Origin of the sequence: Sphingomonas sp. NFX23, assembly GCF_049887795.1 — a bacterium.
GTDB lineage: Bacteria > Pseudomonadota > Alphaproteobacteria > Sphingomonadales > Sphingomonadaceae > Sphingomonas.
In genome coordinates, this window is sequence record NZ_JAGEKH010000004.1 from 56352 (window position 1) to 81225 (window position 24874).

The 24874-nt window shown below is 65.7% G+C and carries 25 protein-coding genes and 2 tRNA genes; 15 read left to right on the top strand and 12 right to left on the bottom strand.

Annotation, left to right across the window (positions count from 1 at the left end; all coding sequences use genetic code 11):
* Nucleotides 1-9: 9 nt before the first annotated feature.
* The 6 genes from J4O76_RS11260 to J4O76_RS11285 form a co-directional block, all read right to left on the bottom strand.
* Nucleotides 10-897 carry an acyl-CoA thioesterase gene (locus tag J4O76_RS11260; RefSeq protein WP_426281911.1) on the bottom strand — a complete coding sequence of 296 codons (888 nt, stop codon included), beginning with the start codon at nt 895-897 and terminating at the stop codon, nt 10-12.
* A gap of 133 nt (nt 898-1030) precedes the next feature.
* The gene (locus tag J4O76_RS11265; protein ID WP_426281913.1) at nt 1031-2158 is read right to left on the bottom strand and encodes an acyl-CoA dehydrogenase family protein; all 1128 of its coding nucleotides are present in this window, start codon (nt 2156-2158) and stop codon (nt 1031-1033) included.
* Between the two features lie 138 nt (nt 2159-2296).
* The gene (locus tag J4O76_RS11270) at nt 2297-3478 is read right to left on the bottom strand and encodes an acyl-CoA dehydrogenase family protein (RefSeq protein ID WP_426281915.1); all 1182 of its coding nucleotides are present in this window, start codon (nt 3476-3478) and stop codon (nt 2297-2299) included.
* 15 nt (nt 3479-3493) lie between these two features.
* A complete protein-coding gene (locus J4O76_RS11275) occupies nt 3494-4786 on the bottom strand; it encodes an amidase family protein (RefSeq protein ID WP_426281917.1) in 1293 nt (430 codons plus the stop codon).
* Between the two features lie 37 nt (nt 4787-4823).
* Nucleotides 4824-6854, bottom strand: coding sequence for a 3-hydroxyacyl-CoA dehydrogenase NAD-binding domain-containing protein (locus tag J4O76_RS11280; RefSeq protein ID WP_426281919.1), 2031 nt, complete (start codon nt 6852-6854; stop codon nt 4824-4826).
* A 115-nt stretch (nt 6855-6969) separates the two neighbouring features.
* Entirely contained in the window at nt 6970-8190 is a 1221-nt protein-coding gene (locus J4O76_RS11285; RefSeq protein ID WP_426281922.1) for a serine hydrolase domain-containing protein, read from the bottom strand.
* A gap of 193 nt (nt 8191-8383) precedes the next feature.
* Between J4O76_RS11285 and J4O76_RS11290 the strand changes: the two genes are divergently transcribed.
* Complete coding sequence (locus tag J4O76_RS11290; RefSeq protein ID WP_426282431.1) at nt 8384-10090, top strand: class I adenylate-forming enzyme family protein; 1707 nt, start codon at nt 8384-8386, stop codon at nt 10088-10090.
* A 290-nt stretch (nt 10091-10380) separates the two neighbouring features.
* On the opposite strand, the gene glpK is transcribed toward J4O76_RS11290, so the two are convergent.
* Nucleotides 10381-11865 carry a glycerol kinase GlpK gene (gene glpK / locus J4O76_RS11295; RefSeq protein ID WP_426281924.1) on the bottom strand — a complete coding sequence of 495 codons (1485 nt, stop codon included), beginning with the start codon at nt 11863-11865 and terminating at the stop codon, nt 10381-10383.
* Nucleotides 11866-12037: 172 nt separating this feature from the next.
* Here glpK and J4O76_RS11300 point away from each other — a divergent pair, with 172 nt between their 5' ends.
* The 3 genes from J4O76_RS11300 to J4O76_RS11310 all read left to right on the top strand — a co-directional run bounded on the left by J4O76_RS11300 (nt 12038) and on the right by J4O76_RS11310 (nt 13479).
* Nucleotides 12038-13186 carry an AI-2E family transporter gene (locus J4O76_RS11300; RefSeq protein ID WP_426282432.1) on the top strand — a complete coding sequence of 383 codons (1149 nt, stop codon included), beginning with the start codon at nt 12038-12040 and terminating at the stop codon, nt 13184-13186.
* 54 nt (nt 13187-13240) lie between these two features.
* A tRNA-Asp gene (locus J4O76_RS11305) sits at nt 13241-13317 on the top strand.
* 85 nt (nt 13318-13402) lie between these two features.
* A tRNA-Asp gene (locus J4O76_RS11310) sits at nt 13403-13479 on the top strand.
* A gap of 296 nt (nt 13480-13775) precedes the next feature.
* Here the strand turns inward: J4O76_RS11310 and J4O76_RS11315 are convergent.
* From J4O76_RS11315 to J4O76_RS11330, 4 genes are all read right to left on the bottom strand, one after another.
* Entirely contained in the window at nt 13776-13976 is a 201-nt protein-coding gene (locus tag J4O76_RS11315; RefSeq protein ID WP_107962004.1) for a DUF2842 domain-containing protein, read from the bottom strand.
* Nucleotides 13973-14506: a 5-formyltetrahydrofolate cyclo-ligase gene (locus tag J4O76_RS11320; RefSeq protein ID WP_426281926.1), complete on the bottom strand. Its 534-nt coding sequence runs from the start codon at nt 14504-14506 to the stop codon at nt 13973-13975. The genes J4O76_RS11315 and J4O76_RS11320 overlap by 4 nt, the downstream gene beginning before the upstream one ends.
* A gap of 204 nt (nt 14507-14710) precedes the next feature.
* Nucleotides 14711-15019 (bottom strand): cell division protein ZapA, encoded by a 309-nt coding sequence (locus J4O76_RS11325; RefSeq protein WP_056048487.1) that lies wholly within the window; start codon nt 15017-15019, stop codon nt 14711-14713.
* Nucleotides 15019-15213 carry a hypothetical protein gene (locus J4O76_RS11330; RefSeq protein ID WP_181321090.1) on the bottom strand — a complete coding sequence of 65 codons (195 nt, stop codon included), beginning with the start codon at nt 15211-15213 and terminating at the stop codon, nt 15019-15021. The genes J4O76_RS11325 and J4O76_RS11330 overlap by 1 nt, the downstream gene beginning before the upstream one ends.
* A 144-nt stretch (nt 15214-15357) precedes the next feature.
* Here J4O76_RS11330 and gap point away from each other — a divergent pair, with 144 nt between their 5' ends.
* From gap to J4O76_RS11345, 3 genes are all read left to right on the top strand, one after another.
* Nucleotides 15358-16368 carry a type I glyceraldehyde-3-phosphate dehydrogenase gene (gene gap, locus J4O76_RS11335; protein WP_056048489.1) on the top strand — a complete coding sequence of 337 codons (1011 nt, stop codon included), beginning with the start codon at nt 15358-15360 and terminating at the stop codon, nt 16366-16368.
* A 143-nt stretch (nt 16369-16511) separates the two neighbouring features.
* A complete protein-coding gene (locus J4O76_RS11340; RefSeq protein WP_426281928.1) occupies nt 16512-16991 on the top strand; it encodes an MOSC domain-containing protein in 480 nt (159 codons plus the stop codon).
* Nucleotides 16988-18178: a phosphoglycerate kinase gene (locus J4O76_RS11345; protein ID WP_426281929.1), complete on the top strand. Its 1191-nt coding sequence runs from the start codon at nt 16988-16990 to the stop codon at nt 18176-18178. Before J4O76_RS11340 ends, J4O76_RS11345 begins: the two co-directional genes overlap by 4 nt.
* Here J4O76_RS11345 and J4O76_RS11350 read toward each other — a convergent pair.
* Nucleotides 18175-18663 carry a TlpA family protein disulfide reductase gene (locus J4O76_RS11350; protein ID WP_426281930.1) on the bottom strand — a complete coding sequence of 163 codons (489 nt, stop codon included), beginning with the start codon at nt 18661-18663 and terminating at the stop codon, nt 18175-18177. The genes J4O76_RS11345 and J4O76_RS11350 overlap by 4 nt on opposite strands.
* A gap of 131 nt (nt 18664-18794) precedes the next feature.
* Here J4O76_RS11350 and relB point away from each other — a divergent pair, with 131 nt between their 5' ends.
* The 8 genes from relB (at nt 18795) to J4O76_RS11390 (ending at nt 24326) form a co-directional block, all read left to right on the top strand.
* A complete protein-coding gene (gene relB, locus J4O76_RS11355; protein ID WP_426281932.1) occupies nt 18795-19025 on the top strand; it encodes a type II toxin-antitoxin system RelB family antitoxin in 231 nt (76 codons plus the stop codon).
* Complete coding sequence (locus J4O76_RS11360; RefSeq protein WP_426281933.1) at nt 19022-19351, top strand: type II toxin-antitoxin system PemK/MazF family toxin; 330 nt, start codon at nt 19022-19024, stop codon at nt 19349-19351. Before relB ends, J4O76_RS11360 begins: the two co-directional genes overlap by 4 nt.
* Nucleotides 19352-19365: 14 nt before the next feature.
* A complete protein-coding gene (locus J4O76_RS11365; RefSeq protein ID WP_426281934.1) occupies nt 19366-20286 on the top strand; it encodes a class I fructose-bisphosphate aldolase in 921 nt (306 codons plus the stop codon).
* Nucleotides 20287-20361: 75 nt separating this feature from the next.
* Nucleotides 20362-21051, top strand: a complete 690-nt coding sequence (gene thiE / locus J4O76_RS11370; RefSeq protein ID WP_426281935.1) for a thiamine phosphate synthase — start codon at nt 20362-20364, stop codon at nt 21049-21051.
* 76 nt (nt 21052-21127) lie between these two features.
* Complete coding sequence (locus J4O76_RS11375; RefSeq protein WP_426281936.1) at nt 21128-22141, top strand: L,D-transpeptidase family protein; 1014 nt, start codon at nt 21128-21130, stop codon at nt 22139-22141.
* A 4-nt stretch (nt 22142-22145) separates the two neighbouring features.
* A complete protein-coding gene (locus J4O76_RS11380; protein ID WP_426281937.1) occupies nt 22146-22751 on the top strand; it encodes a M23 family metallopeptidase in 606 nt (201 codons plus the stop codon).
* 87 nt (nt 22752-22838) lie between these two features.
* Nucleotides 22839-23402: an elongation factor P gene (gene efp, locus J4O76_RS11385; RefSeq protein ID WP_056482276.1), complete on the top strand. Its 564-nt coding sequence runs from the start codon at nt 22839-22841 to the stop codon at nt 23400-23402.
* Nucleotides 23403-23513: 111 nt separating this feature from the next.
* Nucleotides 23514-24326 carry an inositol monophosphatase family protein gene (locus J4O76_RS11390; protein ID WP_056048515.1) on the top strand — a complete coding sequence of 271 codons (813 nt, stop codon included), beginning with the start codon at nt 23514-23516 and terminating at the stop codon, nt 24324-24326.
* Nucleotides 24327-24874 lie beyond the last annotated feature (548 nt).

Below are 24874 nucleotides of genomic sequence, written 5' to 3' on the forward strand. Positions count from 1 at the left end.
CCGCGCGGGTTATTGCCGCATCCGGATCAGCCCTTCCTGCGCAACGCTGGCGACTAGTCGGCCGTCGCGCGAGAAGATGCGCCCGCGGTTGAACCCGCGGGCATGCCCGGACCACGGTGCGTCGCACGCATAGAGCAGCCAGTCGTCGGCGCGAAAATCCTCGTGCAGCCACAGCGAATGGTCGAGGCTTGCGGTCTGCAGCCCCGGCGTGATCCAGTTGACGCCGTGCGGCAGCAGCGCGGTACCGAGCAACGCCATGTCGGACGCATAGGACAGGATCGCGCGGTGCATCGCCGGATCGTCGCCGATCGGCGCGACCAGGCGGAACCAGTTGGCATGCGCCGCGGGTTGCGGAACGGGCTCGATCCAGCTGCGCGGGTTGACGGGACGGATCTCGATCGGGCGCTGGCGCAGCATGTGCGCGCGGTATTTCTCGGGGATGCCGTCGATGCTCTCCAGGCGCAGTTCGCGATCGGAGCGCAGGTCTTCGGGCGGGGCGACATCGGGCATCGCGTCCTGATGATGAAGGCCGTCCTCCGGCGTCTGGAACGACGCCGCCATGTTGAGGATCGGCTGCCCCTTCTGCATCGCGATCACGCGCCGCGTCGCGAAGCTCCGCCCCTCGAAATCGCGCACCACGCGGTAGACGATCGGGTAATCCTCGTTGCCCGGCCGCATGAAATACGCGTGCAGCGAATGTGCCGCCTTCGGTGCCTCGGTCGAGCGTTGCGCGGCCTGCAACGCCTGCGCGATGACCTGCCCCCCGAACACGCGACCGACGCCGCCCGGCTGACGCTTCCCGACATAGAGATCGGTGTCCACCTCCTCGATCTCGAGCAGGTCCAAGAGCCCCTGCGCGAGTGCTTCGGGCGACGTATCGGCAGTATCTAAGCTCATCTGACCTCCGTGTTCACCCGCGAAGGCGAGTGCTGGGATGCGCATGCCCCGCATGCGCAAGGATCGTCCGGCGGACGATCCGACCCAGCACTCCCAGACTGGGGCCCCGCCTTCGCGGGGGCACACCCTACGGTCAATACCCCGCGGCTACGGCCAACCGATCCGCATGGAAGTTCGCATCCCCGAACATCTCGGCCAGCACCCGCGCGCGCTTCATATAGAAGCCGATGTCGTATTCGTCGGTCATGCCGATTCCGCCATGCATCTGCACGCCCTCCTGCACGCTCAGCGTCGTGGCCAGCGCGGTCATCGCCTTGGCCACCGATACCGCCTCGTCCGCGCGATCGCTGCCCTGGTCGAGCAACTGCTGCGCCTTCAGCACGGCGGCCCGCGCCACCTCCATCTCCGAATACAGATGCGCGGCGCGGTGCTGAAGCGCCTGGAAGCTGCCGATCAGCGTGCCGAACTGCTTGCGCTCCTTCATGTAGCCAATCGTCATGTCCATCGCGCCACCGCCGACACCGAGCAGCTCCGCCGAAGCCCCGGTCCGGCCTGCGCGCAACAGTCGATCGAGCGGCGAACGGCCCGCATCGACTTCGCCGATTACCGCATCCGCATCGACCTCGACGCCCTCGAACTCCAGCCGCGCCGCCAAGCTCGAATCCGCGAGACGCTCGGCATTCGCGGTCAGCCCCGCAGCGTCCTTCGGCACCGCAAACAGCGTGATACCGTCCGTGTCGTCGGCGCTACCGCCGGTCCGCGCGGCGACGATGATCAGGTCGGCGGTGTGGCCGTGCGTCACGAACCGCTTGGCGCCGGTCAGCTTGAACCCGTTCCCCGAGCGTTCCGCCGTCATCGCCACCGTATCGCGATGCTTGGCACCCTCATCGATCGCCAGCGCCGCCACGGTCTCGCCGGCGATGATGCTCGGGAACCAGCGTTCGGCCTGCCCCGTGCCCTTGAGCGCCTCGACCGCCGCGACCGCGGTGGAGAGGAACGGGGAGGGGGACAGATTGCGTCCGATCTCTTCCAGCACCACGCCCGCCTCGACATGGCCGAGCCCGAGCCCGCCCTGGTCCTCGCCGATCAGGATGCCGGTAAAGCCCATCTCCGCGAACTGCTTCCACAGGTCGCGCGAGAAGCCGGTCGTGTCGTCGGCATCGCGCAAAGCCCGCATGTGGCTCACGGGTGCATGCTCCGCGACGAAATCGCGGATGGTGTCCTGAAGGACGGTCTGGTCGTCGTCTAGATACAATGGCATGTTTTCGTCCTTCTGCTCCCTCGCCCCGTCGGGGAGAGGGTCGGGGAGAGGGGCTGTTGGGTCGGATCGCCCGAGCCTCACTGCCCCTCTCCCGCCTACGCTTCGCTGCGGCACCCTCTCCCCGAAGGGGTGAGGGAATTACGCCGGCAGTTCCAAAATCCGCTTGGTGATGATGTTGAGCTGGATCTCGCTCGTCCCGCCCTCGATCGAGTTCGCCTTGGTCCGCAGCCACGACCGCGGGATCGCCCCGCCGCGCGACCGATCGCTGTCCCATTCGAGCGCATCCGAACCGCCTGCCGCCATCATCAGTTCGTACCGACCCTTGTTCAGCTCGGTGCCGTAATATTTCATCATGCTCGGCTGGGCAGGATGCGCCTTGCCCGCCTTGAGCTCGTCGATGAACCGCTCGGACATCGCCCCGAACGCCTTCGCGCGTACCTCGAACAGCGCGATCGACGCACGCAGCAACGGATCGGCCAGCCGCCCGTCATGCCCAAGCCCGACGGTCGCGATCGCCCCGTCGATCAGCGGGTTGCCGCCGCTCGACGCCAGCCCCATCCCCGAGATCATCTCGCGCTCATGCCCGAGCAGGTATTTCGCGACGTCCCAGCCCTTGTTCTCCTCGTAGACGCGGTTGACCTTGGGCACCTCGACATTGTCGAAGAACGTCTCGCAGAACGGCGAATTGCCGCTGATCAGCAGGATCGGCTTGGTCGACACGCCCGGCGAGGCCATGTCGAACAGCACGAAGCTGATCCCGCCCTGCTTCGAGGTCTTGTCGGTGCGGACGAGGCAGAAGATCCAGTCGGCCTTGTCGGCGTAGGACGTCCACACCTTCTGCCCGTTGACGAGATAATGGTCGCCCTTGTCCTCCGCGGAGGTCGCAAGCCCGGCAAGGTCGGATCCTGCATTCGGCTCCGAATAGCCCTGGCACCAGCGGATTTCGCCGCGCGCGATCTTGGTCAGGTGATCGAGCTTCTGCTCCTCGGTGCCGTATTTGAGCAATGCCGGTCCGAGCATTGAGATCCCGAACGAATTGAGCGGGTTGCGCGCCTTAATTGCTGCCATCTCTTCGCGCAGAATCTTCGTCTCCGCAGGCGACAACCCACCGCCGCCATAGGCCTTGGGCCAGTCGGGCACGGTCCAGCCCTTGGCGGCCATCCTGTCGAGCCACTCCTTCTGCGCAGGGCTCGACGGCTTGAACTGGCGGCCTCCCCAGCAGACGTCGTCCTCCGAGCGCACCGGTTTGCGCATCTCGGGCGGGCAATTCTCCGCGAGCCACGCACGCGTTTCGGACCGGAAAGTATCGAGGTCGGACATCGGATCAGCTCCTGCTTAGTCGATTGCACAGCGCGGCGACGGCGATCGCGTCGTGGTCGCGGTAACGGTTGGTGATGACCTGCACGCCGATCGACAGGCCGCGCGGGTCGATCCCGACGGGCACGCTGGTCGCGGGCAGGTTGGGGAAGGTGGCGAGCCCCGCCCAGGCGAACTGGACGCCGAACGGGTATCCTCGCCATCGATCGTCAGCGTGCGTCGCGCGACGTTGCGCTCGGCGATATGCGGGAAGGCGTTCACGCCGCTCGCCGGCGCGATCACCGCGTCGAACCGCTCGAACAGCAAGCTCCAAGCGCGCTGCAGTCGCGCCTGCGAGTCGAGGAGGTCGAACCAGTGCGACAGCGTCGCGACCTTGCCATCGCGCGCAGGCCCGCCGCGGGTCATCGCGATGCCGAGCATCCGCATATAGTCGGCATGCTGAGCAGCGAGGTCGATCGGCGGGCGGGCACTCGAAATGGTGGCGCCGGCCGCGGCGAGGGCTTCACCGACGCGCTCGATCGCGCCGATGATCGACGAATCGACCCGTGCCGAGGGATGCGCGGTGAGCAGCAGGATGCGTGGGCGGGCTAAGTCGACGGTCGCGCGCGGCAAGGGGATGTCGGCGAGTATATCAAGCGCAACGGCCAGATCCTCGGGATTGCGCGCGAGCGGCCCGATCACGCCGAGAGCCGCACTAGCCCCATCGGTGCCGGGCACGCGGTGACCCAGATCGGACAAGGCGCCATAGGTCGGCTTGTGCCCCCAGACGCCACAGAACGCGGCAGGCACGCGGATCGAGCCGCCGATATCGGAGCCGAGCTCGAGCGGTACCATCCCCGATGCGAGCGCCGCCGCGGCACCACCCGACGATCCGCCGGGCGTCAGCGTCGGGTCGAGCGGATGGTTCGTCCGGCCGTGGATCGGATTGTCCGCCTGCCAGTCGCTCAGCCGCACCGGCACGTTGGTCTTGCCGAGGATCACCGCGCCCGCCGCCTTCAGCCGGGTGACGGCGACGGCATCGCGGTCGACGATGTTGTCGCGGTGGACGCCGACGCCCCAGCTGGTCGGCAAGCCGGCGACGTCGAACGACTCCTTCACCGTCATCGGCACGCCGAACAGCGGCCGATCGTCCGGCCCTTCCGCATCGAGCGCCCGTGCGGCCTCGCGCGCCCGCGCAAAATCCCGGATCACGACGGCGTTTATCGCACCGTCGCGCGCCTCGATCCGCGCGATCGCCGCGTCGCACGCGGCGAGCGCGGTCGTCTCGCCCGCACGGATCGCAGCCGCAGTCTGAAGCGCGGAACGCTCCATCAGCGATCGACTACCGGCAAGAAACGACCGCGACCGATCACTTCAGCCGACCGCCCGATGCCGCCGCGTCCTTGAGCGACTTCGCCACCGGGAACCCGTATTTCTCGAGCCCCGCGACGACCTTTGCCAACCCCTCGGACTGCGCCCAGAACATCGGCCCGCCGCGGTAGACGGGCCAGCCATAGCCGTAGATCCAGACCACATCGACGTCCGACGCCCGCTGTGCCTTGCCCTCTTCGAGGATCAGCGCGCCTTCGTTCACCATCGTGTAGAGCGTCCGCACGACGATCTCCTCGTCGCTGATCTCGCGCGGCGTCACGCCCGACTTCTTGCGGAAATCGTCGATGATCTCGGTCACCCGCGCAGAGTTCGACGGCGTCCGCTTCTCGTCGTAATCGTAGAAGCCCGCCTTGGTCTTCTGGCCCCAGCGGTTCTCCGCCGCCAGCGCATCGCGGATGTTCTCGATCCGGCTCGGATCGCGGTGCCAGCCGATGTCGACGCCCGCGAGATCGCTCATCTGGAACGGACCCATCGGCATACCGAACGCGACATGGACCTTGTCGATCTGCTCCGGGCTCGCGCCTTCCAGCAGCAGCTTGGTCGCCTCGACCTGGCGCGGCATCAGCATGCGGTTGCCGATGAACCCGTAGGTGACGCCCGCCACCACGGCCACCTTTTTGATCTTCTTCGCGAGCGCCATGACCGTTGCCAGCACGTCGTCCGCGGTCTTGTCACCGCGCACCACTTCGAGCAATTTCATCACGTTGGCCGGCGAGAAGAAGTGCATCCCGACCACGTCCTCGGGCCGCTTGGTGCACGCCGCGATCGCATCGATGTCGAGATACGACGTGTTCGACGCCAGGATCGCGCCCGGCTTGGCGATCGCGTCGAGCTTGGTGAAGATCTCCTTCTTCACCTCCATCGTCTCGTAGACAGCCTCGATGATCAGGTCGCATTCGGCGAGATCGGCGAAGTCGAGCGTTGGCTTCAGCGCGCCCATCGCCTGCTCGACCTGCTCGAGCTTCATCCGGCCTTTGGCGGCGGTCGCTTCGTAGTTTTTCCGCACGACGCCGGTGCCACGGTCGAGCGCGTCCTGCTGCATCTCGACGATCGTCACGGGGATGCCCGCGGACAGGAGGTTCATTGAAATGCCGCCGCCCATCGTGCCCGCGCCGATCACGCCGACGCGCTTGATCTCGCGAAGCTTGGTGTCGGCGGGAACGTCGTCGATCTTGGCCGCCTGACGCTCGGCGAAGAAGATGTGGCGCTGGGCGGCCGACTGCACGCCGGTCATGAGCTTCATGAATTCCTGGCGTTCGAAGGCGATGCCCTCCTCGAAGCTGGAGCCATCGGCGGCCTTTTCGATGCAAGCAATGTTGGCAAGAGGCGCCTCGAAGCCACGGAAACGACGGCCATTTTCCTTCTTGAACGCCGCAACGGCGTCGGGATCGGCCTGCGCCGTCTTCTCGGACGCGCGGGGCAGGGGACGCTTGGTCGCGATCTCGCGCGCGAAGGCGACGGCATCGGCCTCAAGGCTGTCTTCACCGACGATCTTGTCGATCAGGCCGGCGTCGAGCGCCTTCTTCGCCGAGATCGGATCGCCCTTCGCGGTCATCTCCAGCGCGAGCTTCACGCCGGCGATCCGCGGGATACGCTGCGTGCCGCCAGCGCCGGGGAGCAGGCCGAGCTTCACCTCGGGCGTACCGATCTTAGCCGAAGGGACCGCGACTCGGTAATGGCAGCCGAGCGTCACTTCGCAGCCGCCGCCGAGCGCGGTGCCGTGGATCGCCGCGACGACGGGCTTCGACGACGCCTCGATCATGTCGACGACGGTGGGCAGGCCGGGCTCGACCATTTCCTTGCCGAACTCGGTGATGTCGGCGCCCGCAAAGAACGTGCGGCCATCACAGCGGATCACCATCGCGGTGATGCTGTCGTCGTTGACGCCCTCCTTGATCGCCGCTTCGAGACCCTGCCGGACCGCCGCGCCGAGCGCGTTGACGGGGGGATTGTTCGAGATGATGACGAGCACGTCGTCATGGCGTTCGGTGCTGATCGGGCTGGTCATTCTAGTCTCCTGGTGCCGGCCCCGTCATCCCGGCGAACGCCGGGACCCAGAGCCAAATTCGGTGTGCGTGCGGCCCTGGGTCCCGGCGTCCGCCGGGATGACGGCCGTTGGGGGATCAGGTCATCGCCGCGTAGATCATCGTCTTCAGCTCGCGGCGGATGGGATAGAAACTGCTCGGCGAAAGCTGCGTCATGAACACCATCGACAGGCGCTCGACCGGGTCGACGAAGAACGCGGTCGAGAACATCCCGCCCCAGTAGAACTCGCCCTTCGACCCCGGCACCATCGTCTTCGCGACGTCGTCGGTGATCGCGAACCCGAGCCCGAAGCCGGTGCCCGCGTTAGACGCCTCGCTGAACAGCGACTTCGACATTGCCGCGAGATCGGATTTTCCGGGCAGGTGGTTTTGAGTCATCAGGTCGAGCGTCTTGCGCCCGAGGATGCGCGCGCCATCGAGCTCGCCGCCGTTCAGCAGCATCGTGTTGAACCGGTGGTAGTCTAGCGCGGTTGAGACGAGCCCGCCGCCGCCGGAAACGAGCTTCGGCTGCCGGCTCCACGCACTCTCAGTCCCGCGATCGTACATCACGCGGCCCTTGCCCGGCGCGAGCGTGTAGCAATCGGTCAACCGGTCGAGCTTGTCGGCAGGAACCTGGAAGAAGGTGTCGTCCATCTTCAGCGGCGCGAAGATGCGCGTCCGGAAGAACTGGTCGAGCGGCAGGCCCGACACGCGCTGCACGACCGCGCCGAGCACGTCGGTCGCGACCGAGTAATTCCACGCGGTGCCGGGCGAAAATTCGAGCGGGATCTTCCCTAGTGCGCCGATGAACCCGTCGAGGTCATACCCGCCATGCCAGCCCTCGATCTTGCCGTCGCGGTACGCGGCATCGACGTTCGAGCGGTTCTGGAAACTATAGGTCAGCCCCGAGGTATGGCGGAGCAGGTCGACCATCCGCATCGGCTCGGCGGTCGGCCTGGTCACGAACGGCACGCCGCCACCGCCGCCATCATAGACGCCGATATCCTTGAACTCGGGCAGCACGTGGTGGACCGGCGTATCGACCGCGACGAGGCCCTGCTCGACCAGCATCATGAACGCGACCGAGGTGATCGGCTTGGTCATCGACGCGATCCGGAACAGCGATCCCTCGTCGACGCTCTTGCCGCCTTCGCGCGCCGCGCCCGCGTTCGAGAAATGGACGATCTCGCCGTCACGCGCGATCAGCAATTGCGCGTTCGGCAGCTTGCCCGAATCGATGTAGCGGGCCTGGAGCAGCGTATCGATCGCCGCCAACCGGCTCGCATCGAAGCCGTGCGCGGCAGGTTCAGCGATTTTCACGATTCGACCGTCCGTGTCATGACTCGCTCCATACCCCTAGTTCGAACTTGGTGCCTCTATTGCCTTGAGTGCGGCAGGAATCAACTATAACCTGTCTTCGAACAGGCGATAAGCCAAACCCGAAATTCAACTCTGGAGTCCACCGGTCTTGGCAAGCGAACCGATCATCGCACTCGATCCCTCCTGGCCGGCGATGTCGCTCGCCGATGCCGAGCGAATGCTGACCGCGCCCGGCGCGAAGTTCGAGATGGAGATGCTGACGATCGACGGCATCGAAACGCGCATCTGGAAGAACGCGCCGCCGTCGTTGCGCTGGCTAGCCGAGGCGGCGCGCGCGCATGGCGAACGGGTCTTCACGGCCTATGAGGACGAGCGCGTCACCTACGAGGCGAACTTTCGCGCAATCGCGGTGCTGGCGCACCGGTTGCGCGAGATGGGTATCGGTCCCGGCGACCGCGTCGCGCTGGCGATGCGCAACCTGTCCGAATGGCCGGTCGCGTTCTTTGCGGGCGCGAGCATCGGTGCGATCATGGTGCCGCTCAACGCGTGGTGGACCGGCGCGGAGATGGAATACGGCCTAGCCGACTCGGGCGCGCGCGTGCTGATCACCGACGACGAGCGTCATCACCGGCTGGAGGCGGCCTACGCGACGCTGCCGGCGCTGGAGCACGTGTTCGTCGCGCGCGCCGCAGAACCGCTGACGGGGATCGTCACGCGGCTTGAGGACGTGATCGGCACCCCGCACGACTGGGCTGCGCTGCCCGATGTAGGCCTCCCAGAAGCGACGATCGCGCCCGACGACGACGCGACGATCTTCTACACCAGCGGCACCACCGGCGCGCCCAAGGGAGCACTCGGCACGCACCGCAACATGATGTCGAACATCATGTCCGGCGGCTATTCCTCCGCCCGCTCGTTTTTGCGGCGCGGCGAGGCACCGCCCGAGCCGACGCCGCGTGTGACGCTGACGGTGATCCCGCTGTTCCACGTCACCGCCTGCTCCGCGGGGATGATGGGGGTGATCGCGACCGGCAGCACGATGATCTTCATGCGCAAATGGGACACCGTGCGGGCGATGGAGATCATTCAGCGCGAGAAGGTCAACATCACCGGTGGCGTGCCGACCATCGCCTGGCAGCTTTTGGAACATCCCGATCGTGGGAAATACGACCTCTCGTCGCTCGAATCGATTGCTTACGGTGGAGCGCCCGCTGCCCCCGAACTGGTGAAGCGCATCTATGCCGAGTTCGGCGCGATGCCCGGCAATGGCTGGGGCATGACCGAGACGATGGCGACGGTCACGCATCATGGGGGAGAGGACTATCTCAACCGCCCGACCAGCGCGGGGCCTCCGGTTGCGGCTGCCGACTTGAAGATCATGGCGGACGACGGCGTGACGGAGATGCCGCTGGGCGAGGTCGGCGAACTCTGGGCGCGCGGGCCGATGATCGTGAAAGGCTATTGGAACAAGCCGGACGCGACCGCCTCGACGTTCGTCGATGGCTGGGTTCGGACCGGAGACTTGGCGCGCCTCGACTACGAAGGATTCTGCTACATCGTCGATCGCGCCAAGGACATGATCATCCGTGGCGGCGAGAACATATACTCCAGCGAGGTCGAGAACGTCCTCTACGCGCACCCCGCGGTGACCGACGCGGCGCTGATCGGCATTCCACATCGTATTTTGGGGGAGGAGCCCGCAGCGGTGGTGCACCTCGCGCCGGGTGCGGTGACGACCGAGGCGGAGTTGCAGGGCTGGGTGCGGCAGCATCTGGCGGCGTTCAAGACGCCGGTCGCGGTGCGCTTCGTGCACGAGACGTTGCCGCGGAATGCGAATGGGAAGATCTTGAAGAAGGACCTGCAGGTGTTGTTCGAGGATCGGGCCGGGGTGTCGGCATAATCTTCTGCCCCCTCCCTGGAAGGGAGGGGGCATGTGGTGCTCTGGGCTTCGGTGGTGGTCGGTCGCAGCCGCGCTCCTGATCGAAATTTATGGTGGAGCGAATGGGAAGACCTGAGGAGGAATAGCAGGCGTTGTTCGAGGATCTGGCCCGAGTGACCGCGTAAATCTTCTGCTCCCCTCCCTGGAAGGGAGGGGCTGGGGGTGGATCGATTGCCGCATGCTCGATGCAGCGTGAATCGGACCGATCAACCCACCAACTCATCCCTTCCAGGGAGGGAAGCACGTTGCGCTTACAAACGGCTGGCAGCCACCACCACATCGACGGCTGTCTTCCACCCTACAAGTCGCGCCTGCCGCTCGTCCTCTCCCAGCGACGGCGTAAACGTCTCGACCTCGCCGCGCATTGAGGTGGCCTCATCGAGCCCTCCGAACAGTCCCGCACCCACGCCGGCCAGCATCGCCGCGCCCAACGCGGTCGTCTCTGCAAATCTCGGCCGCTCGACCTCGATGCCGAGCAGGTCCGCCATGTCCTGCGCCATCCAGTCGTTGGCGACCATGCCGCCGTCGATGCGCAGACTGTGCCAGTCGATGCCGTCGGCGGCGAAGGCGGTCTTCAGGTCGTGCGCCTGGTACGCCATCGCCTCCAGTGCCGCGCGGGCGACATGCGCCTTGCCCGTGGCGAAGCTCAGTCCCGAGATGCTCGCGCGGGCGTCCGGTTCCCACCACGGCGCGCCGAGGCCGCTGAGCGCTGGCACCAGGTACACGCCGCCGGTGTCGGGCACGCTGCGGGCCAGCGCTTCGGTTTCGGCGGCCGTGCCGATCAGGCCTAGCGTGTCGCGGAGCCACTGGACGAGGCTGCCGGCGACGAACACCGACCCCTCCAGCGCATAGGCGCGCTCGCCGCCGAGCTGCCACGCGACCGTTGAGAGCATACGGTGGCCCGAAGTCGGCGGTGTCGCACCGGCGTGGGTGAGGATGAACGCCCCTGTACCGAACGTGGCCTTGGTCTGGCCGGGCGCGAGGCAGGCCTGGCCGATCGCGGCTGCCTGCTGATCGCCGGCGATGCCGCAGATCGGAATCGCCCCGCCGAACGCGGTCGTCTCGCCCAACCGTCCGGCGCAATCGACGATCTCAGGCAAGGCTGCGCGGGGCACGCCGAACAGCGCGCAGAGTCCGTCGTCCCAGCTGCCGGTGTGCACGTCCATCAAGGCGGTGCGCGAGGCGTTGGTCGCGTCGGTCACGTGCAACCCGCCGGTCAGTTTCCAGATCAGCCAGCTGTCGACCGTGCCGATCGCAAGGCGCGCTCCCGCGTCGGCGAGATGCGGCCATTCACGCATGGCCCACCCGATCTTCGAGGCGGAGAAATACGGGTCGAGCAACAGGCCGGTCTTGGCCTGAACCTCAGCTTCGTGGCCCCGTTCGCGCAAGTCCCGGCAGGTCGCAGCGGTACGCCGATCCTGCCAGACGATCGCGGGCGCGAGCGGTTCGCCGGTCGCGCGGTCCCAGAAGACGATCGTCTCGCGCTGGTTGGTGATGCCGATCCCGGCAATCCGGTGCGCGCCGCCTGCCTGCGCGACCATCGCCGCGGTTACGCGCAACGTCTTGCGCCAGATCTCGGCGGCATCATGCTCTACCCATCCGGCGCGGGGGTATGTCTGGTCGAGTGCGCGGGCTTCGCTGGCGATGCAGCGGCCGTCGGTCGCAAACAGCATGGCGCGGGTGGACGTGGTGCCCTCGTCGATGACGAGAATTAGATCGTTGGCGTCGTTCGGCATGCTTGAATGCTAGCCACGATTACGGGATGGGGGAACAAAGGAAAATGCCATGACGGACGAGGGCCTTCGCCACGAAACGAACCAGCCGCAGGGCGGGGACAGCGCCGTTACCGAAGGTCCGCCGGCCGAGAGTGCGTTCGGATTGCCGATCGCGGTCGGGGTCGAGGATGCGATGCGAATCGCGCAGCGGCGCGATCGGTTGCTGGCGGCGCTGACGCTCACCGCTGGCGTCGGCCTGATCCTCGCCACGCCGTTCGCGTTGAAGTCGGGGGCGGAGTTCTTCCTTCCGCTCACCATCGCGCTCGTGATCTCGGTCGCGCTCGTGCCGGTGCTGGAATGGCTCGAGCGACGCCATGTGCCGTCGCCGCTGGCTGCGATCCTGTGCATCCTCGTGTTCCTGATCGCCGCGAACATCGCGATCGCGGCGATCCTCGTGCCCGCGACCGACTTCTTCCGCCTCCTGCCGACGCGGTTGGACCGGATCCAGAACAACCTCGCACCGCTGCTCGATCTTTATTCGAGCCTCGAAAAATACGTGAACAAGACGCTGCGGCAGGTCGCGTCGACGCCGATCAAGCAGCCGGCGACCGCTGGCGTCGCCGCGCCGGGCTCGATCCTCGAACTTGCGGCGACGTCGGCGCCGGCCGTTATCGTGCAATTCCTGTTCGGCGTGCTGATCGTGTTCTTCTTCCTCTCAGGCTGGACGCGGATGCGGCGCCAGACGATCACCGGGCGGACCAGCTTCGACGGCGCGATGGCGACCGCGCGCGTGATCCAGGACATCGTCGACGACGTGTCCGCGTATCTTGGCACGATTACCCTCATTAACATCGTTTTGGGGATCATTACCGGGGTAGCGCTGTGGTTCATTGGCATGCCGTATCCGGCGATGTGGGGCGGGATCGTCGCGTTGCTCAACTACATCCCGTATTTCGGGCCGGTGATCGGCGCGTTCCTGCTCGCGCTGGGCGGGCTGATGACGTTTTCGGACATCTGGATGGCGATGCTGCCGCCGGCGCTGATGTACGGGCTGCACTTGGTCGAGGCGAACGCGATCACGCCGTTCGTCGTCGGGCATCGGCTGACGATCAGCCCGTTACTGATCCTGATCTCGCTGAGCTTCTGGGGATGGGTATGGGGCACGTCGGGTGCGTTGCTGGCGGTGCCACTGCTGATCATCATCCAGACGGTCGTGAAGGCGGCGGGCAAGCCCGATATCGCCGGGTTCCTGTTCGAGCACGGGACGCTAGTGCAGCCCAAGACCGGGCGAAATCGCCGTCGCGGCGATCCGCCCGAGGCACAACGTGAAACTGGCGGATAATTTGGGTTGACGGTATCCGAACCCTCGCCTAGTTGCCGCCTCCACGCTGTTTCAGCGGGTGTAGCTCAGTTGGTTAGAGCGCCGGCCTGTCACGCCGGAGGTCGCGGGTTCGAGTCCCGTCACTCGCGCCATCGTTTAGATGGTTCGAGATGGTGTTGAGGTTTTGACGAGCCTTCCCGCGTGTCCCTTGGGGCGCTAGGTTTCGTCATTGGGAATGCGGGTGTAGCTCAGTTGGTTAGAGCGCCGGCCTGTCACGCCGGAGGTCGCGGGTTCGAGTCCCGTCACTCGCGCCACCCTATGGGTGGCCGGGGCCCTTTTAGATTTTGGATGCAGAGAGCATTCCGTCCTGCCACCGGGTCAGGACCACTTCCCCCCACACCGTTCGTGCTGAGTAGAGACCGAGTAGCTTCGTCAGAAGCGTATCGAGGGCTCGTATCGAAGCATGGGTTCCGCGCGCCAGCCTGTCCTTCGATACGCCCCCTCGATACGCCGCTGCGCGACTGCTCGGTGGCTACTCGGGACGAACGGTAGGGGCCGGGGGGGGGGCAGCGGAGCGCATCGGCACAGGAAGACGACAGGCGGGGCTGAGTTACCGCCCAAGCTCCATCCACCGCAGCACCGGCTTCAGCGGCGCGATCCAGATCAGGCCGGTGAACACGTAGAATACCAACTGCCCCAGCCAGTGCCAGCTGCCGACGATGTTCGACAAGCTGACGATGGCTACGCACCACACCAGGATCAGGAGCAGGATGCCGAGCATGCCGACGGGTTTGCGCCAGGTTGGCGTCATGGCGTAATCCAGTCTGATTCGGTGGCGATGGCGTGGAGTGGGACGTCCCACGGGTCTGGCGTCAGCGTGTCGACTTCCTGCACCGACAACGCAACCCCGACGCGCCAGGCGTTCGGGTGCGCGAGGAAGGCGCGGTCGTAATAGCCGGCGCCCTGGCCGATCCGGTTGCCGCTGCGATCGAAGCCGACGAGCGGCGTCAGGATGATGTCGGGTTCGAGTTCGGCGGCGTCTTCGGCGGGCTGGTGCAACCCGAAGGGTCCGGCGATCAGCGCGGCCTCGGTCGCCCACGACAGGAAGCGCATCGGCAGCGAGCGGCGGACGACATGGGGCAGGGCGATGATGCATCCGGCATCGACCGCAGCGCGCGCAAAGGGCGAGGGATCGGCCTCGCCGCCGAACGGGACATAGGAGGCGACCGTCAATCCGGGTTTCAGCCGTGCCAGAAACGCGGACGGCACTGGAAGCTCGACCGGCGGGCGCGCTTCCCGCGCGGCGCGGAGTGAGGCTCTCAGCGCGCTCTTGTTGGTCATGCGCTTGCGACCCTGAGATAGGGGGAAGATGGTGGTGTGGCGGGCCCACCATGGCCGTGTGCCGGGTTATCCACTGACGCACGGTACGTCAGGTGGGGACCATGTGCTTCGGACCAGGATCCTAACAGGGACAGCCCCCTATGGATGATGAATAGCCTCAGGGATAATAAAGGCTCGTACCGGGCAGAACCCGCCACAGCCAATCTAGGCGTTGGGCGGGCTAAGCTCAAGGGCTTGTGCGAGGCCTTCGAGACGATCGGCGATCCGGGTAAGTGCGATCTCGCTGACCGCGGAGCCTTCGGGTGGGCGATGCGCGGCTTCGTCGAGGTCGTCGGCGAGCATCAGCGCGACGAACAACATCGCGCGCTCCGCGCTGAGGCCGCCTGCGGCACGGTCCGCGGTGGCCCAGCGTTCGGCGACCATCGCACCCAGCAGGCGCACGCGCGACTCTTCGCCGTCACGGCAGGCGACGGCGTGGGGACGGCCGCCGATATCGAGCATGACCTGGGCCATCAGTTGGGGCTCCCGCGCGTGATGACGTCGTCGAGCGCGGCGACGGCTTCGGCCATCCGCGCCTTGAGCGCGGCGTGGCGCTTGGCGAGCGCGTCGCCGGCTTCAGTGCGGGCTGCAATGGCGGATTCGATCCGTGCGATCGCGGCGTCGATCCGTTCGACGGCAGTTGGTCCGTCGGGAAGTGTTTCTGACATGCCATGCGAGATAGCATGGACGGGGGGTGCGACAAGTCGGTTTAGGCGAAACCCATCACCATCCACGGTGTTGACAGGGCGCCCCACCGCCCCGCAAAGGCTGCGCGCCCGGAACGGACTCGCGGGCGTAGCGGAGAGACAGCAATGACGGTCAAGGTTGCGATCAACGGTTTCGGGCGCATCGGCCGTCTCGTCGCCCGTGCGGTACTCGAACAGTCGAACGGCGCACTCGAACTCGTCGCGATCAACGATCTCGGCGATGCGAAGTCGAACGCCTGGCTGTTCAAGCGCGACAGCGTGCACGGCAAGTATCCGGGTGAGGTTTCGGCCGAGGGCAACGAGCTGGTCGTCGATGGCAAGCGCATCCGCGTCACCGCCGAGCGCGATCCCGCCAACCTGCCGCACGCCGAGCTGGGCGTCGACATCGTCCTCGAATGCACCGGCTTCTTCACCGACAAGGCTAGCTGCCAGAAGCATCTCGATGCGGGCGCCAAGAAAGTACTGATCTCGGCACCGGGCAAGAACGTCGACCTGACCGTCGTTTACGGCGTCAACCACGACAAGCTGACCGCCGAGCACACGATCGTCTCGAACGCGTCGTGCACCACCAACTGCCTCGCGCCCGTCGCCAAGGTGCTGAACGATGCGATCGGCATCGAGCGCGGCCTGATGACGACCGTCCACGCCTACACCAACGACCAGAAGATCCTCGACCAGATCCACCCCGACCTGCGTCGCGCGCGTGCTGCGGCGATGTCGATGATCCCGACCACGACGGGTGCCGCGCGTGCGGTTGCCGAAGTGCTGCCGGAGTTGAAGGGCAAGCTCGACGGCTCGGCGATCCGCGTGCCGGTGCCGGACGTTTCGCTGATCGACCTGACCTTCACCCCGTCGCGCGATACGACGCGTGAAGAGGTGAATGCGGTGCTGAAGGCGGCGTCCGAGAGCGGCCCGCTGGTCGGCGTGCTCGACTGGTCGGACGAGCCGCTCGTCTCGATCGATCTCCAGCATACCCCGGCGTCGTCGACGATCGACAGCCTGGAGACCGCGGTGATCGACGGCAAGCTGGTGCGCGTCGTCAGCTGGTACGACAACGAGTGGGGCTTCTCGAACCGGATGGTCGATACTGCGACCGCGATGGCCAAGTTCATCTGAAGGTAGACGGACGCTGCGTTCCTACAACTTCCGCTCCGGACAAAACCGTCATCCCAGCGAAAGCTGGGATCTCCCCGTTCGGGTTGCAGCACCCGCCAACAGGGATACCCCAGCTTTCGCTGGGGTGACGGCTTGAAGGAAGGATGATGACGGTCGGCCCCGAGGTGGGCACGATCGCCGGGATCGCCCGCCACGCCCGCGCCAAGGGCCCGATGGAGGTCATCGACGATGTCGAGATCACCATCGAGGCTGGCCTGCACGGCGACTTCCGCGGTCGCGTGAAGCCGGGCGGCAAGGGGCGGCGGCAGATCACGTTGCTCGAACGTGGTGACTGGGACGCGGCGATGGCTGAAGTCGGGCGCGATATTCCGTGGTACGAGCGGCGTGCCAATCTGCTGGTCGACGGCTTCGACCTTCCCCAGATACCCGGCACGCGGCTGCGCATCGGCGCGGACGTCGTGCTAGAGGTGACGCGTCACACCGATCCATGCGACCGCATGGATGCACTGGCGCCAGGATTGTTCGCCGCGCTGGCGCCGGATTGGCGGGGCGGGGCCTGTACCCGAGTTTTGATGGGCGGCAGAATCGCCGTCGGTGATGAGATCAGGATCGAAGAACCATGACCAAGCCATTCAAGACGCTCGACGATATGGGCGATGTCCAGGGCAAGCGCGTGCTCGTCCGTGAAGACCTCAACGTGCCGATGGCCGAGGGTCATGTTACCGACGATACCCGCCTGCGCGCGACCGTCGCGACGGTTGGCGAGCTTGCCGACAAGGGCGCGATCGTCCTCGTCCTCGCCCATTTCGGCCGTCCGAAGGGCGTGCCGAGCCCCGAATTCTCACTGTCGCAGGTCGTGAAGCCGTATAGCGAAGTGCTCGGCCGCGAAGTCCGCTACATCGACTGGGAAGGCGCGGATGACGCCGTCGCGACGCTCGACCCCGGCGACATCGCGGTTCTGGAGAACACGCGGTTCTTCGGCGGCGAGGAAACCAACGACGCGGCTGTCGTCCAGCGGTTTGCAAGCCTTGGCGATCTGTACGTCAACGACGCCTTCTCCGCCGCACACCGCGCACATGCTTCGACCGAAGGCCTTGCCCACGTTCTTCCCGCCTTTGCCGGCCGCGCGATGGAAGCCGAACTCGACGCGCTCCAGAAGGCACTCGGCGAGCCCGAGCATCCAGTCGCGGCGGTCGTCGGTGGCGCGAAGGTGTCGTCGAAGCTCGACGTGCTGCGCCACCTCGTCACCAAGGTCGATCATCTGATCATCGGCGGCGGCATGGCGAACACCTTCCTCGCGGCACGCGGCGTCGACGTCGGCAAAAGCCTGTGCGAGCATGAGCTTGCGAGCGTTTGCGAACAGATCATGGAAGCTGCGGACAAGGCGAACTGCACGGTTCATCTGCCGTACGACGTCGTGGTCGCCAAGGAGTTCAAGCCGAACCCCGCCACCCGTACGGTCAACGTGCACGAAGTCGCCGCCGACGAGATGATCCTCGACGTCGGTCCGGCGGCAGTAGAGTCGCTCGGCGACGTGCTCAAGAATTGCCGCACGCTGGTGTGGAACGGCCCGCTCGGTGCGTTCGAGACGGTGCCGTTCGACAAAGCGACCGTCGCCCTCGCAAAGACCGCCGCAGCATTGACCGAAGGCGGTTCGCTCGTCTCGGTCGCGGGCGGTGGCGATACGGTTGCGGCGCTTAATCACGCTGGCGTCGCGGAAGCGTTCACCTTCGTTTCGACCGCAGGCGGCGCGTTTCTCGAGTGGATGGAAGGCAAGGACCTTCCTGGCGTCGCGGCGCTGACGCGCTAAGGCGCCGGTTCCCGCAGCAACGGGACCAGCAGGGTATTGAGTTCATCCAGGTCGAACGCGCCGGCTTTCGCATAGCGAACCACGCCGGCGCGATCGATGATGTAGTTGGTGGGGAGGGCGCCCATCACCGCGAACGGCCCCTTGATTCGCCGCGCCGACGGGATCGCCATGGCCGCGACCAGGGGTTTCAGCCTGGAGGCAGGCAGAGAATCCTCCGTCGCCACCGCGAACACGCGCAGGCCGTTGTCCTTGCGAATGCGGTAATAGCTGTCGAGCAGCGGCAGTTCCGCCTTGCACGGCCCGCACCACGTCGCCCAGAAGTTCAGCACGACGACCTGCCCGCGCAGGTCGGCATTGTGCACCTTGGTCCCGTCGATCAGCGTCATTTCGAAGTCGGGTGCGCGTTCGCCCACCTTCACGGCCGCTGGTGCCGCGGATGTCGCCATCAACGCCGCGCACGCCATGACCCAGCGTAAAATCGTCATCGGCCCTGTCTCCCCTTCGCCAGTCTCGGCGTCGAACGCCGCTCCGTCAATCGTGCAGCCAATCGAGCGGACGGGGATTGATCTCGACGGTCGGCGGGCCTATGTTTAACATGTTAAACGGAGAGACTCGGATGCTCGGCGTCAGGCTCGATAGCGAACTCGAAGAGCGGCTCGCGGCAGTTGCGCGCACCCAAGGGCGCAGCAAGAGCGATATCGCACGCGAAGCCGTACGTCGCTATGTCGAGCGCCACGACGAGGCTTTCCTTGCCGAGGCGAAGCGCCAGTCGCTCGCGGCGGCGGATCACGATAGGCAAGCAGGTGAAGAGGATTGGGACGCACTCATCGGGGCGCCCCCTGCATGAAATTCGTCCGCGGTATGATCGTCGTCGGAGCGGGCAAGGGCGATTTCTCTGGCAAGCCGCGCCCCTTTCTTGTCGTCCAATCAGACCTTTTTGCAGATCACGAGACGATTTCTCTGTGCCCGCTGACCAGCGTCATTAGCGGGACGAACCTGTTTCGCGTGTCGCTCGAGGCATCGGCGGAAACCGGCCTGTTTCGCGATAGCGAGATCCAGATCGACAAGGTTGATACGCTCGACCGCAACAAGGTCGTTAAGATTATCGGTACGATACCCATCACCACCATGACCCGAGTCGATGACGCGCTGCGCCGCTGGCTCGAACTTTAAGACAGGATTTCAGCATGACATCGACGATTACTCCGCAAGTCAAAACCATTCTCGACAAGTACGAAGCCACCAGTCCGGCGGTGAAGGCGAACCTCGCGCGCATCCTGATGCAGGGCAAGCTCGGCGGCACCGGCAAGCTCGTGATCCTGCCGGTCGACCAGGGCTTCGAGCATGGCCCTGCGCGCAGCTTCTCGGTCAATCCTCCGGCGTACGACCCGCATTATCATTACCAGCTGGCGATCGATGCCGGGCTCAGCGCCTATGCAGCGCCGCTCGGCATGCTCGAAGCGGGGGCGGATACGTTTGCCGGGCAGATCCCGACGATCCTGAAGTGCAACAGCTCGAACAGCTGGGCGACGACGATCGACCAGGCGGTGACGGCGACGGTGTCGGACGCGGTGCGGCTGGGCTCGGCGGCGATCGGCTTCACGATCTATCCCGGCGCGGACCAGTTCTTTGACCTCGTCGAGGAAATCCGCGAGCTGAGCGAAGAGGCCAAGTCGGTCGGCATCGCCACCGTGATCTGGTCGTACCCGCGCGGCGGCGAGCTGACCAAGGACGGCGAGCTCGCTTTGGACGTCGGCGCCTATGCCGCGCACATCGCGGCGCTGCTCGGCGCGCACATCATCAAGACCAAGCTGCCGACCGCGCATATCGAGCAGAAGGAAGCCAAGCCGCTCTACGCGAACTCCGACTGGTCGAAGCAGTCGGACCGCGTGAAGCACGTCGTCCAGTCGAGCTTTGCCGGGCGTCGCATCAACGTCTTCTCGGGCGGCGCGTCGAAGGGCGAGGACGCGATCTTCCAGGACGCGCGCGACATTCGCGACGGCGGCGGCAACGGCTCGATCATCGGCCGCAACACCTTCCAGCGCCCGCGCGACGAGGCGCTGGCGATGCTCGACCGGATCATCCGGATCTACAAGAACGAGGAATAAGCCTCGGTTTGACTGCACGTCACCTCGGTCATGCGCCGGGGTGACGTGGCCGGCATGAGCGGCTAGGGGGCGGAAATGACCGAATTCGAAGATCCTCTGGGCCCGCTCGATCCCAATTTCGCCGAGAATTTCCGCCGCGATATGCGTCGGCCGGCTTGCCAGCTTTACCTGGTGTCGCCGCTGGACGTCGGTGGCGACTTCCCGGAGCGTCTTGCTCGGGCGCTTGATGCTGGCCCGGTGGCTGCGTTCCAGTTTCGCGTGAAAGATATCGATCAGCATGCAGCTGCGGCGCTGGGCGAGCCGTTGCGCGCGATCTGTGCTGAGCGCGATGTCGCGTTCATCGTCAACGACGATATCGGGTTGGCGAAGCGGCTCGATGCTGACGGCGTGCATCTCGGGCAGGACGATGGCGATCCGCGCGAGGCGCGGGCGCAGCTTGGGCCCAATGCGCAGATCGGCGTGAGCTGTCACGGCAGCCGTCATCTGGCGATGGAAGCGGGCGAGGCGGGCGCCGATTACGTTGCGTTCGGCGCGTTCTATCCGACGACGACGAAGATCGCGACGCACACCGCCGAGCCGGTGATCCTGTCTTGGTGGTCGACGCTGTTCGAGATGCCGTGCGTCGCGATCGGTGGGATCACGCCAGAAAATGCCGCGCCGCTCGTGGCGGCCGGTGCGGATTTCATTGCGGTGTCAGGCGCCATTTGGGGCGGCGATGAGGTCGCCGCAGTCAAGGCGTTTGCCGAGGTTCTTGCGCAGCGCTGAGATCGCGCTGAACCGTTGGAAACAACCGTCGTCCCGACCGTTTGATGCAGCGGCGTAACGGTTTGGGATGATGGGCATGGTGGCATTTGCGATGAAGGCTTCGGTTCTTGCGGCCTGCTTGCTGGGTGCCGCTTCGCCCGCATTGGCGCAGACGGCGCCAGCCAAGCCCGCGCCGATCGATCGCAACATCCTGCATGTGCAGGTAATCCTCGACCATCTCGGCTTTGGGCCGGGCGTGCTCGACGGGCGCGGCGGGCAGTCGCTGGTGGCGGCGCTGAAGGGGTTCCAGGAGGCGAAGGGACTGCCGATCACTGGCAAGCCTGACGCGCGGACGTTGCAGGCGCTGTATCCGTACCGCGCTGCTCGGCCGACCGTGACGGTCGTGCTGACGCCGGAAATGCTGGCGGGGCCGTTCGTCAATCCGTTCCCGAAGGATCCCGCCAAGCAGGCCGAGCTCCCGTCGCTGGGCTACAAGACCGTCATGGAGAAGCTCGGCGAGATGTTCCACACGACGCCGGCGGTGATCGTGGCGCTGAACTCGCCGACGACGAAGCTGGCACCGGGGACGAAGGTGGTGTTCCCGAACGCTCTGCCGACCTCGCGCGCGTACGATCCAAAGCTGAAGCCGGACTGGATCGCCACGCTCACCATGCTGAACGTCGACGCGAAGCAGCCTCAGGCGGACCATATCGTCGTCGACAAGTCGGATGGCGTGCTCCGCGTGCTCGACGCGAACGACAAGCTGATCGCGCAGTTCTCCGCGACGATGGGATCGGGCCATGACCCGTTGCCGCTCGGCACGTGGAAGATCTACGGTTCGGATTACAACCCGAAGTTCCACTTCAATCCTGCGCTGTTCTGGGATGCGAAGAAGGGGCAGCAGAAGGAGATGCTGCCGCCGGGGCCGAATGGTCCAGTCGGCGTCGTCTGGATGGATCTGTCGAAGGAGCATTACGGCATCCACGGCACGCCGAACCCCGAGACGATCGGGCGTGCGGAGAGTCATGGCTGCATTCGCCTGACCAACTGGGATGCGGCGCGATTGTCGATGATGATCAAGCCGGGGACCAAGGCCGTGTTCCAGGACTGAGGCGATGACGCGGACGTTCTGGATCATTCTTGGGCTGATCGTGGTCGTGGTCGGCGGTTTTGCCTCGATGATGTCGTTCGGGAGCAGCGGTAGCGGCATCGAGCGGCGGGTGCCTTGGCGCAAGCCGGTGCCTCCGGCTCAGATTGCTACCGTTTCCGTGACGCCGGGGGCGCTGGTTGTCCCGGTGGCTGGCGTTCCGCGAAAAGCGATTGCGGACAGCTGGAACGGTGCGCGGGGGGGCGGTCTGCGCGGCCACCATGGCACGGACATCATGGCGCCGGGCGGCACGCCCGTAGTTGCAGCCGCGCCGGGACGGATCGAGAAACTGTTCCAGAGCGCACTCGGTGGCGTCACGCTGTACGTCCGCTCGCCCGACCGCCGCTGGACCTATTATTACGCGCATCTTGCCGGCTACGCGGCTGGCCTTCGCGAGGGGATGGCGGTCAAGGCGGGTGATACGCTCGGTTATGTGGGCGACACCGGCGATGCGGGGGCAGGCAATTACCACCTCCATTTCGGGCTGACCAAGATGCAGCCAGGGGAGCGCTGGTGGCAGGGTGAGAACGTCAACCCGTACCCGCTGCTTGCCGGACGCGAGCGCGCCCGCTAAAGCCCGCCGCTTCGGGTTTCCACAGAGCCACGCCTTGATGGCCATGCTTCGCGGACGGCCCCTAGCTCTTTCCAGCAGGAATCGGTCATGAAGATCAACGCGGTCGAGATTCGTCCCGGCAACATTCTTGAATATGAGGGCGGCATCTGGCGCGCCGTCAAGATTCAGCATACCCAGCCCGGCAAGGGCGGTGCCTATATGCAGGTCGAGATGAAGAACCTCATCGACGGCCGCAAGAACAACACCCGCTTCCGCTCCGCCGAGAGCGTCGAGAAGGTGCGGCTCGAGACCGTCGACTTCCAGTTCCTGTTCCGCGAAGGCGACATGCTTACCTTCATGGACAAGATCAACTACGAGCAGATCTCGCTCGATGCCGACATCCTGGGCGACGCCGCGGCGTTCCTGCAGGACGGCATGGACGTGGTGATGGAGCTCTGGGAAGAGCGGCCGATCTCGGTCCAGCTGCCTGATACGATCGAGGCGCTGATCGTCGAGGCGGATGCCGTCGTAAAGGGGCAGACGGCCTCGTCTTCGTATAAGCCCGCGGTGCTCGAGAACGGCGTCCGCGTGATGGTCCCGCCGCATATCGGCGCGGGCACGCGGATCGTCGTCGATGTCTACGAGCAGACCTACGTGCGTCGCGCGGACTAAATTCCCCTTCCGCTTGCGGGAGGGGTTAGGGGAGGGCCTTCTTCCAGCTTCGCGTATCGGTTCAAGCCCTCCCCCGACCCCTCCCGCAAGCGGGAGGGGAGGAGATTTCTAATGCCCAGCCATTCCGGCATCATGACCGTCATCGAGCGCGCCGCCCGCAAGGCCGCGCCGCGCCTGCGCCGCGACTTCAACGAGGTCCAGCAGCTCCAGGTGAGCCGCAAGGGTCCAGCCGACTTCGTCAGCCAGGCCGACCAGCGCGCCGAGCAGACGATCTTCGAAGAACTGTCGCACGCGCGTCCCGACTGGGGCATGCTGATGGAAGAGCGCGGCGAGGTCGAGGGCGATCCGAACAAGCCGCGCTTCATCGTCGATCCGCTCGATGGGACGTCGAACTTCCTCCACGGCATCCCGCATTTCTGCATCTCGATCGCGGTCGAGGAGCCGATGCCGAACGGCAAGCGCGAGGTCACCACCGCGTTGGTGTATCAGCCGCTGACCGACGAGAGCTTCTGGGCGGAGAAGGGGCGGGGGGCGTGGCTCACGGACCAGCGTCTCCGCGTGTCGTCGCGGCGTGATTTGTCCGAATCGCTGATCGCTACGGGGATTCCGTTCCTGGGGCATGGCGACTTCGCGCAGTGGAGCCGGATTTTCGGCGCGGTTGCGCCTGAGGTTGCTGGGATCCGTCGTCTTGGTGCTGCGGCGTTGGATCTGGCTTGGCTTGCAGCCGGGCGTTTCGACGGGTTCTGGGAATCGAACCTGAAGCCTTGGGACGTTGCAGCCGGCATGTTGCTGGTGAAGGAGGCCGGCGGTTTCGTCACCGACTTCCGCGGCGGCGACCGCGCTATGGAGCGTAACGAGTTCCTCGCTGCGAACGATGCATTGCACTCGCGTCTTCACAAGCTGGTGGCCGGCGCGCTGCGCTAAGGCGGATGAACGATCCTCCCCCGCAAGGGGGAGGTGGCTGGCGTTTGCCAGTCGGAGGGGGAGGTAAGGGCAACCTCTGTTCCGCGTCCCCCCCCCCCTCCGTCACCTTCGGTGCCGCCTCCGCCTGGCGGGGAGGATCGTGAGGTCTGACGGCGTCAGCGCGCAGTCCGTCATGCCGGCTTGTTCCGGCATCCACTCGCGCAAACATCTCCCGTCGTTTGTTTGCGGTGCCGGGGACCTCGGGGCTACTCGGTGTATCCCCTAGAGCCGAAGTCAGCTTGTCTCCCCGCGAAGGCGCGGATCCAGACTGGGCTTCCGCCTTCGCGGAAGAACAAGGAGGCGGGGGCTGTCTTTCGAACGCGGCGTCGTCTTCGCTTCTCAGCAAGGCGCCGAACACGTCCGAGGTGACGGATCGGTATCGGCGACGTCATGGAGCGCCAGCGCTCGTGTACGCCGAGTAACGCATGTTTCCCGCCACCCCGGTCCCTCCACTTGCGAGTGATTCTCACACCCTCCACGCCTTGCCCATCACCCCCCATCGGCCTAAA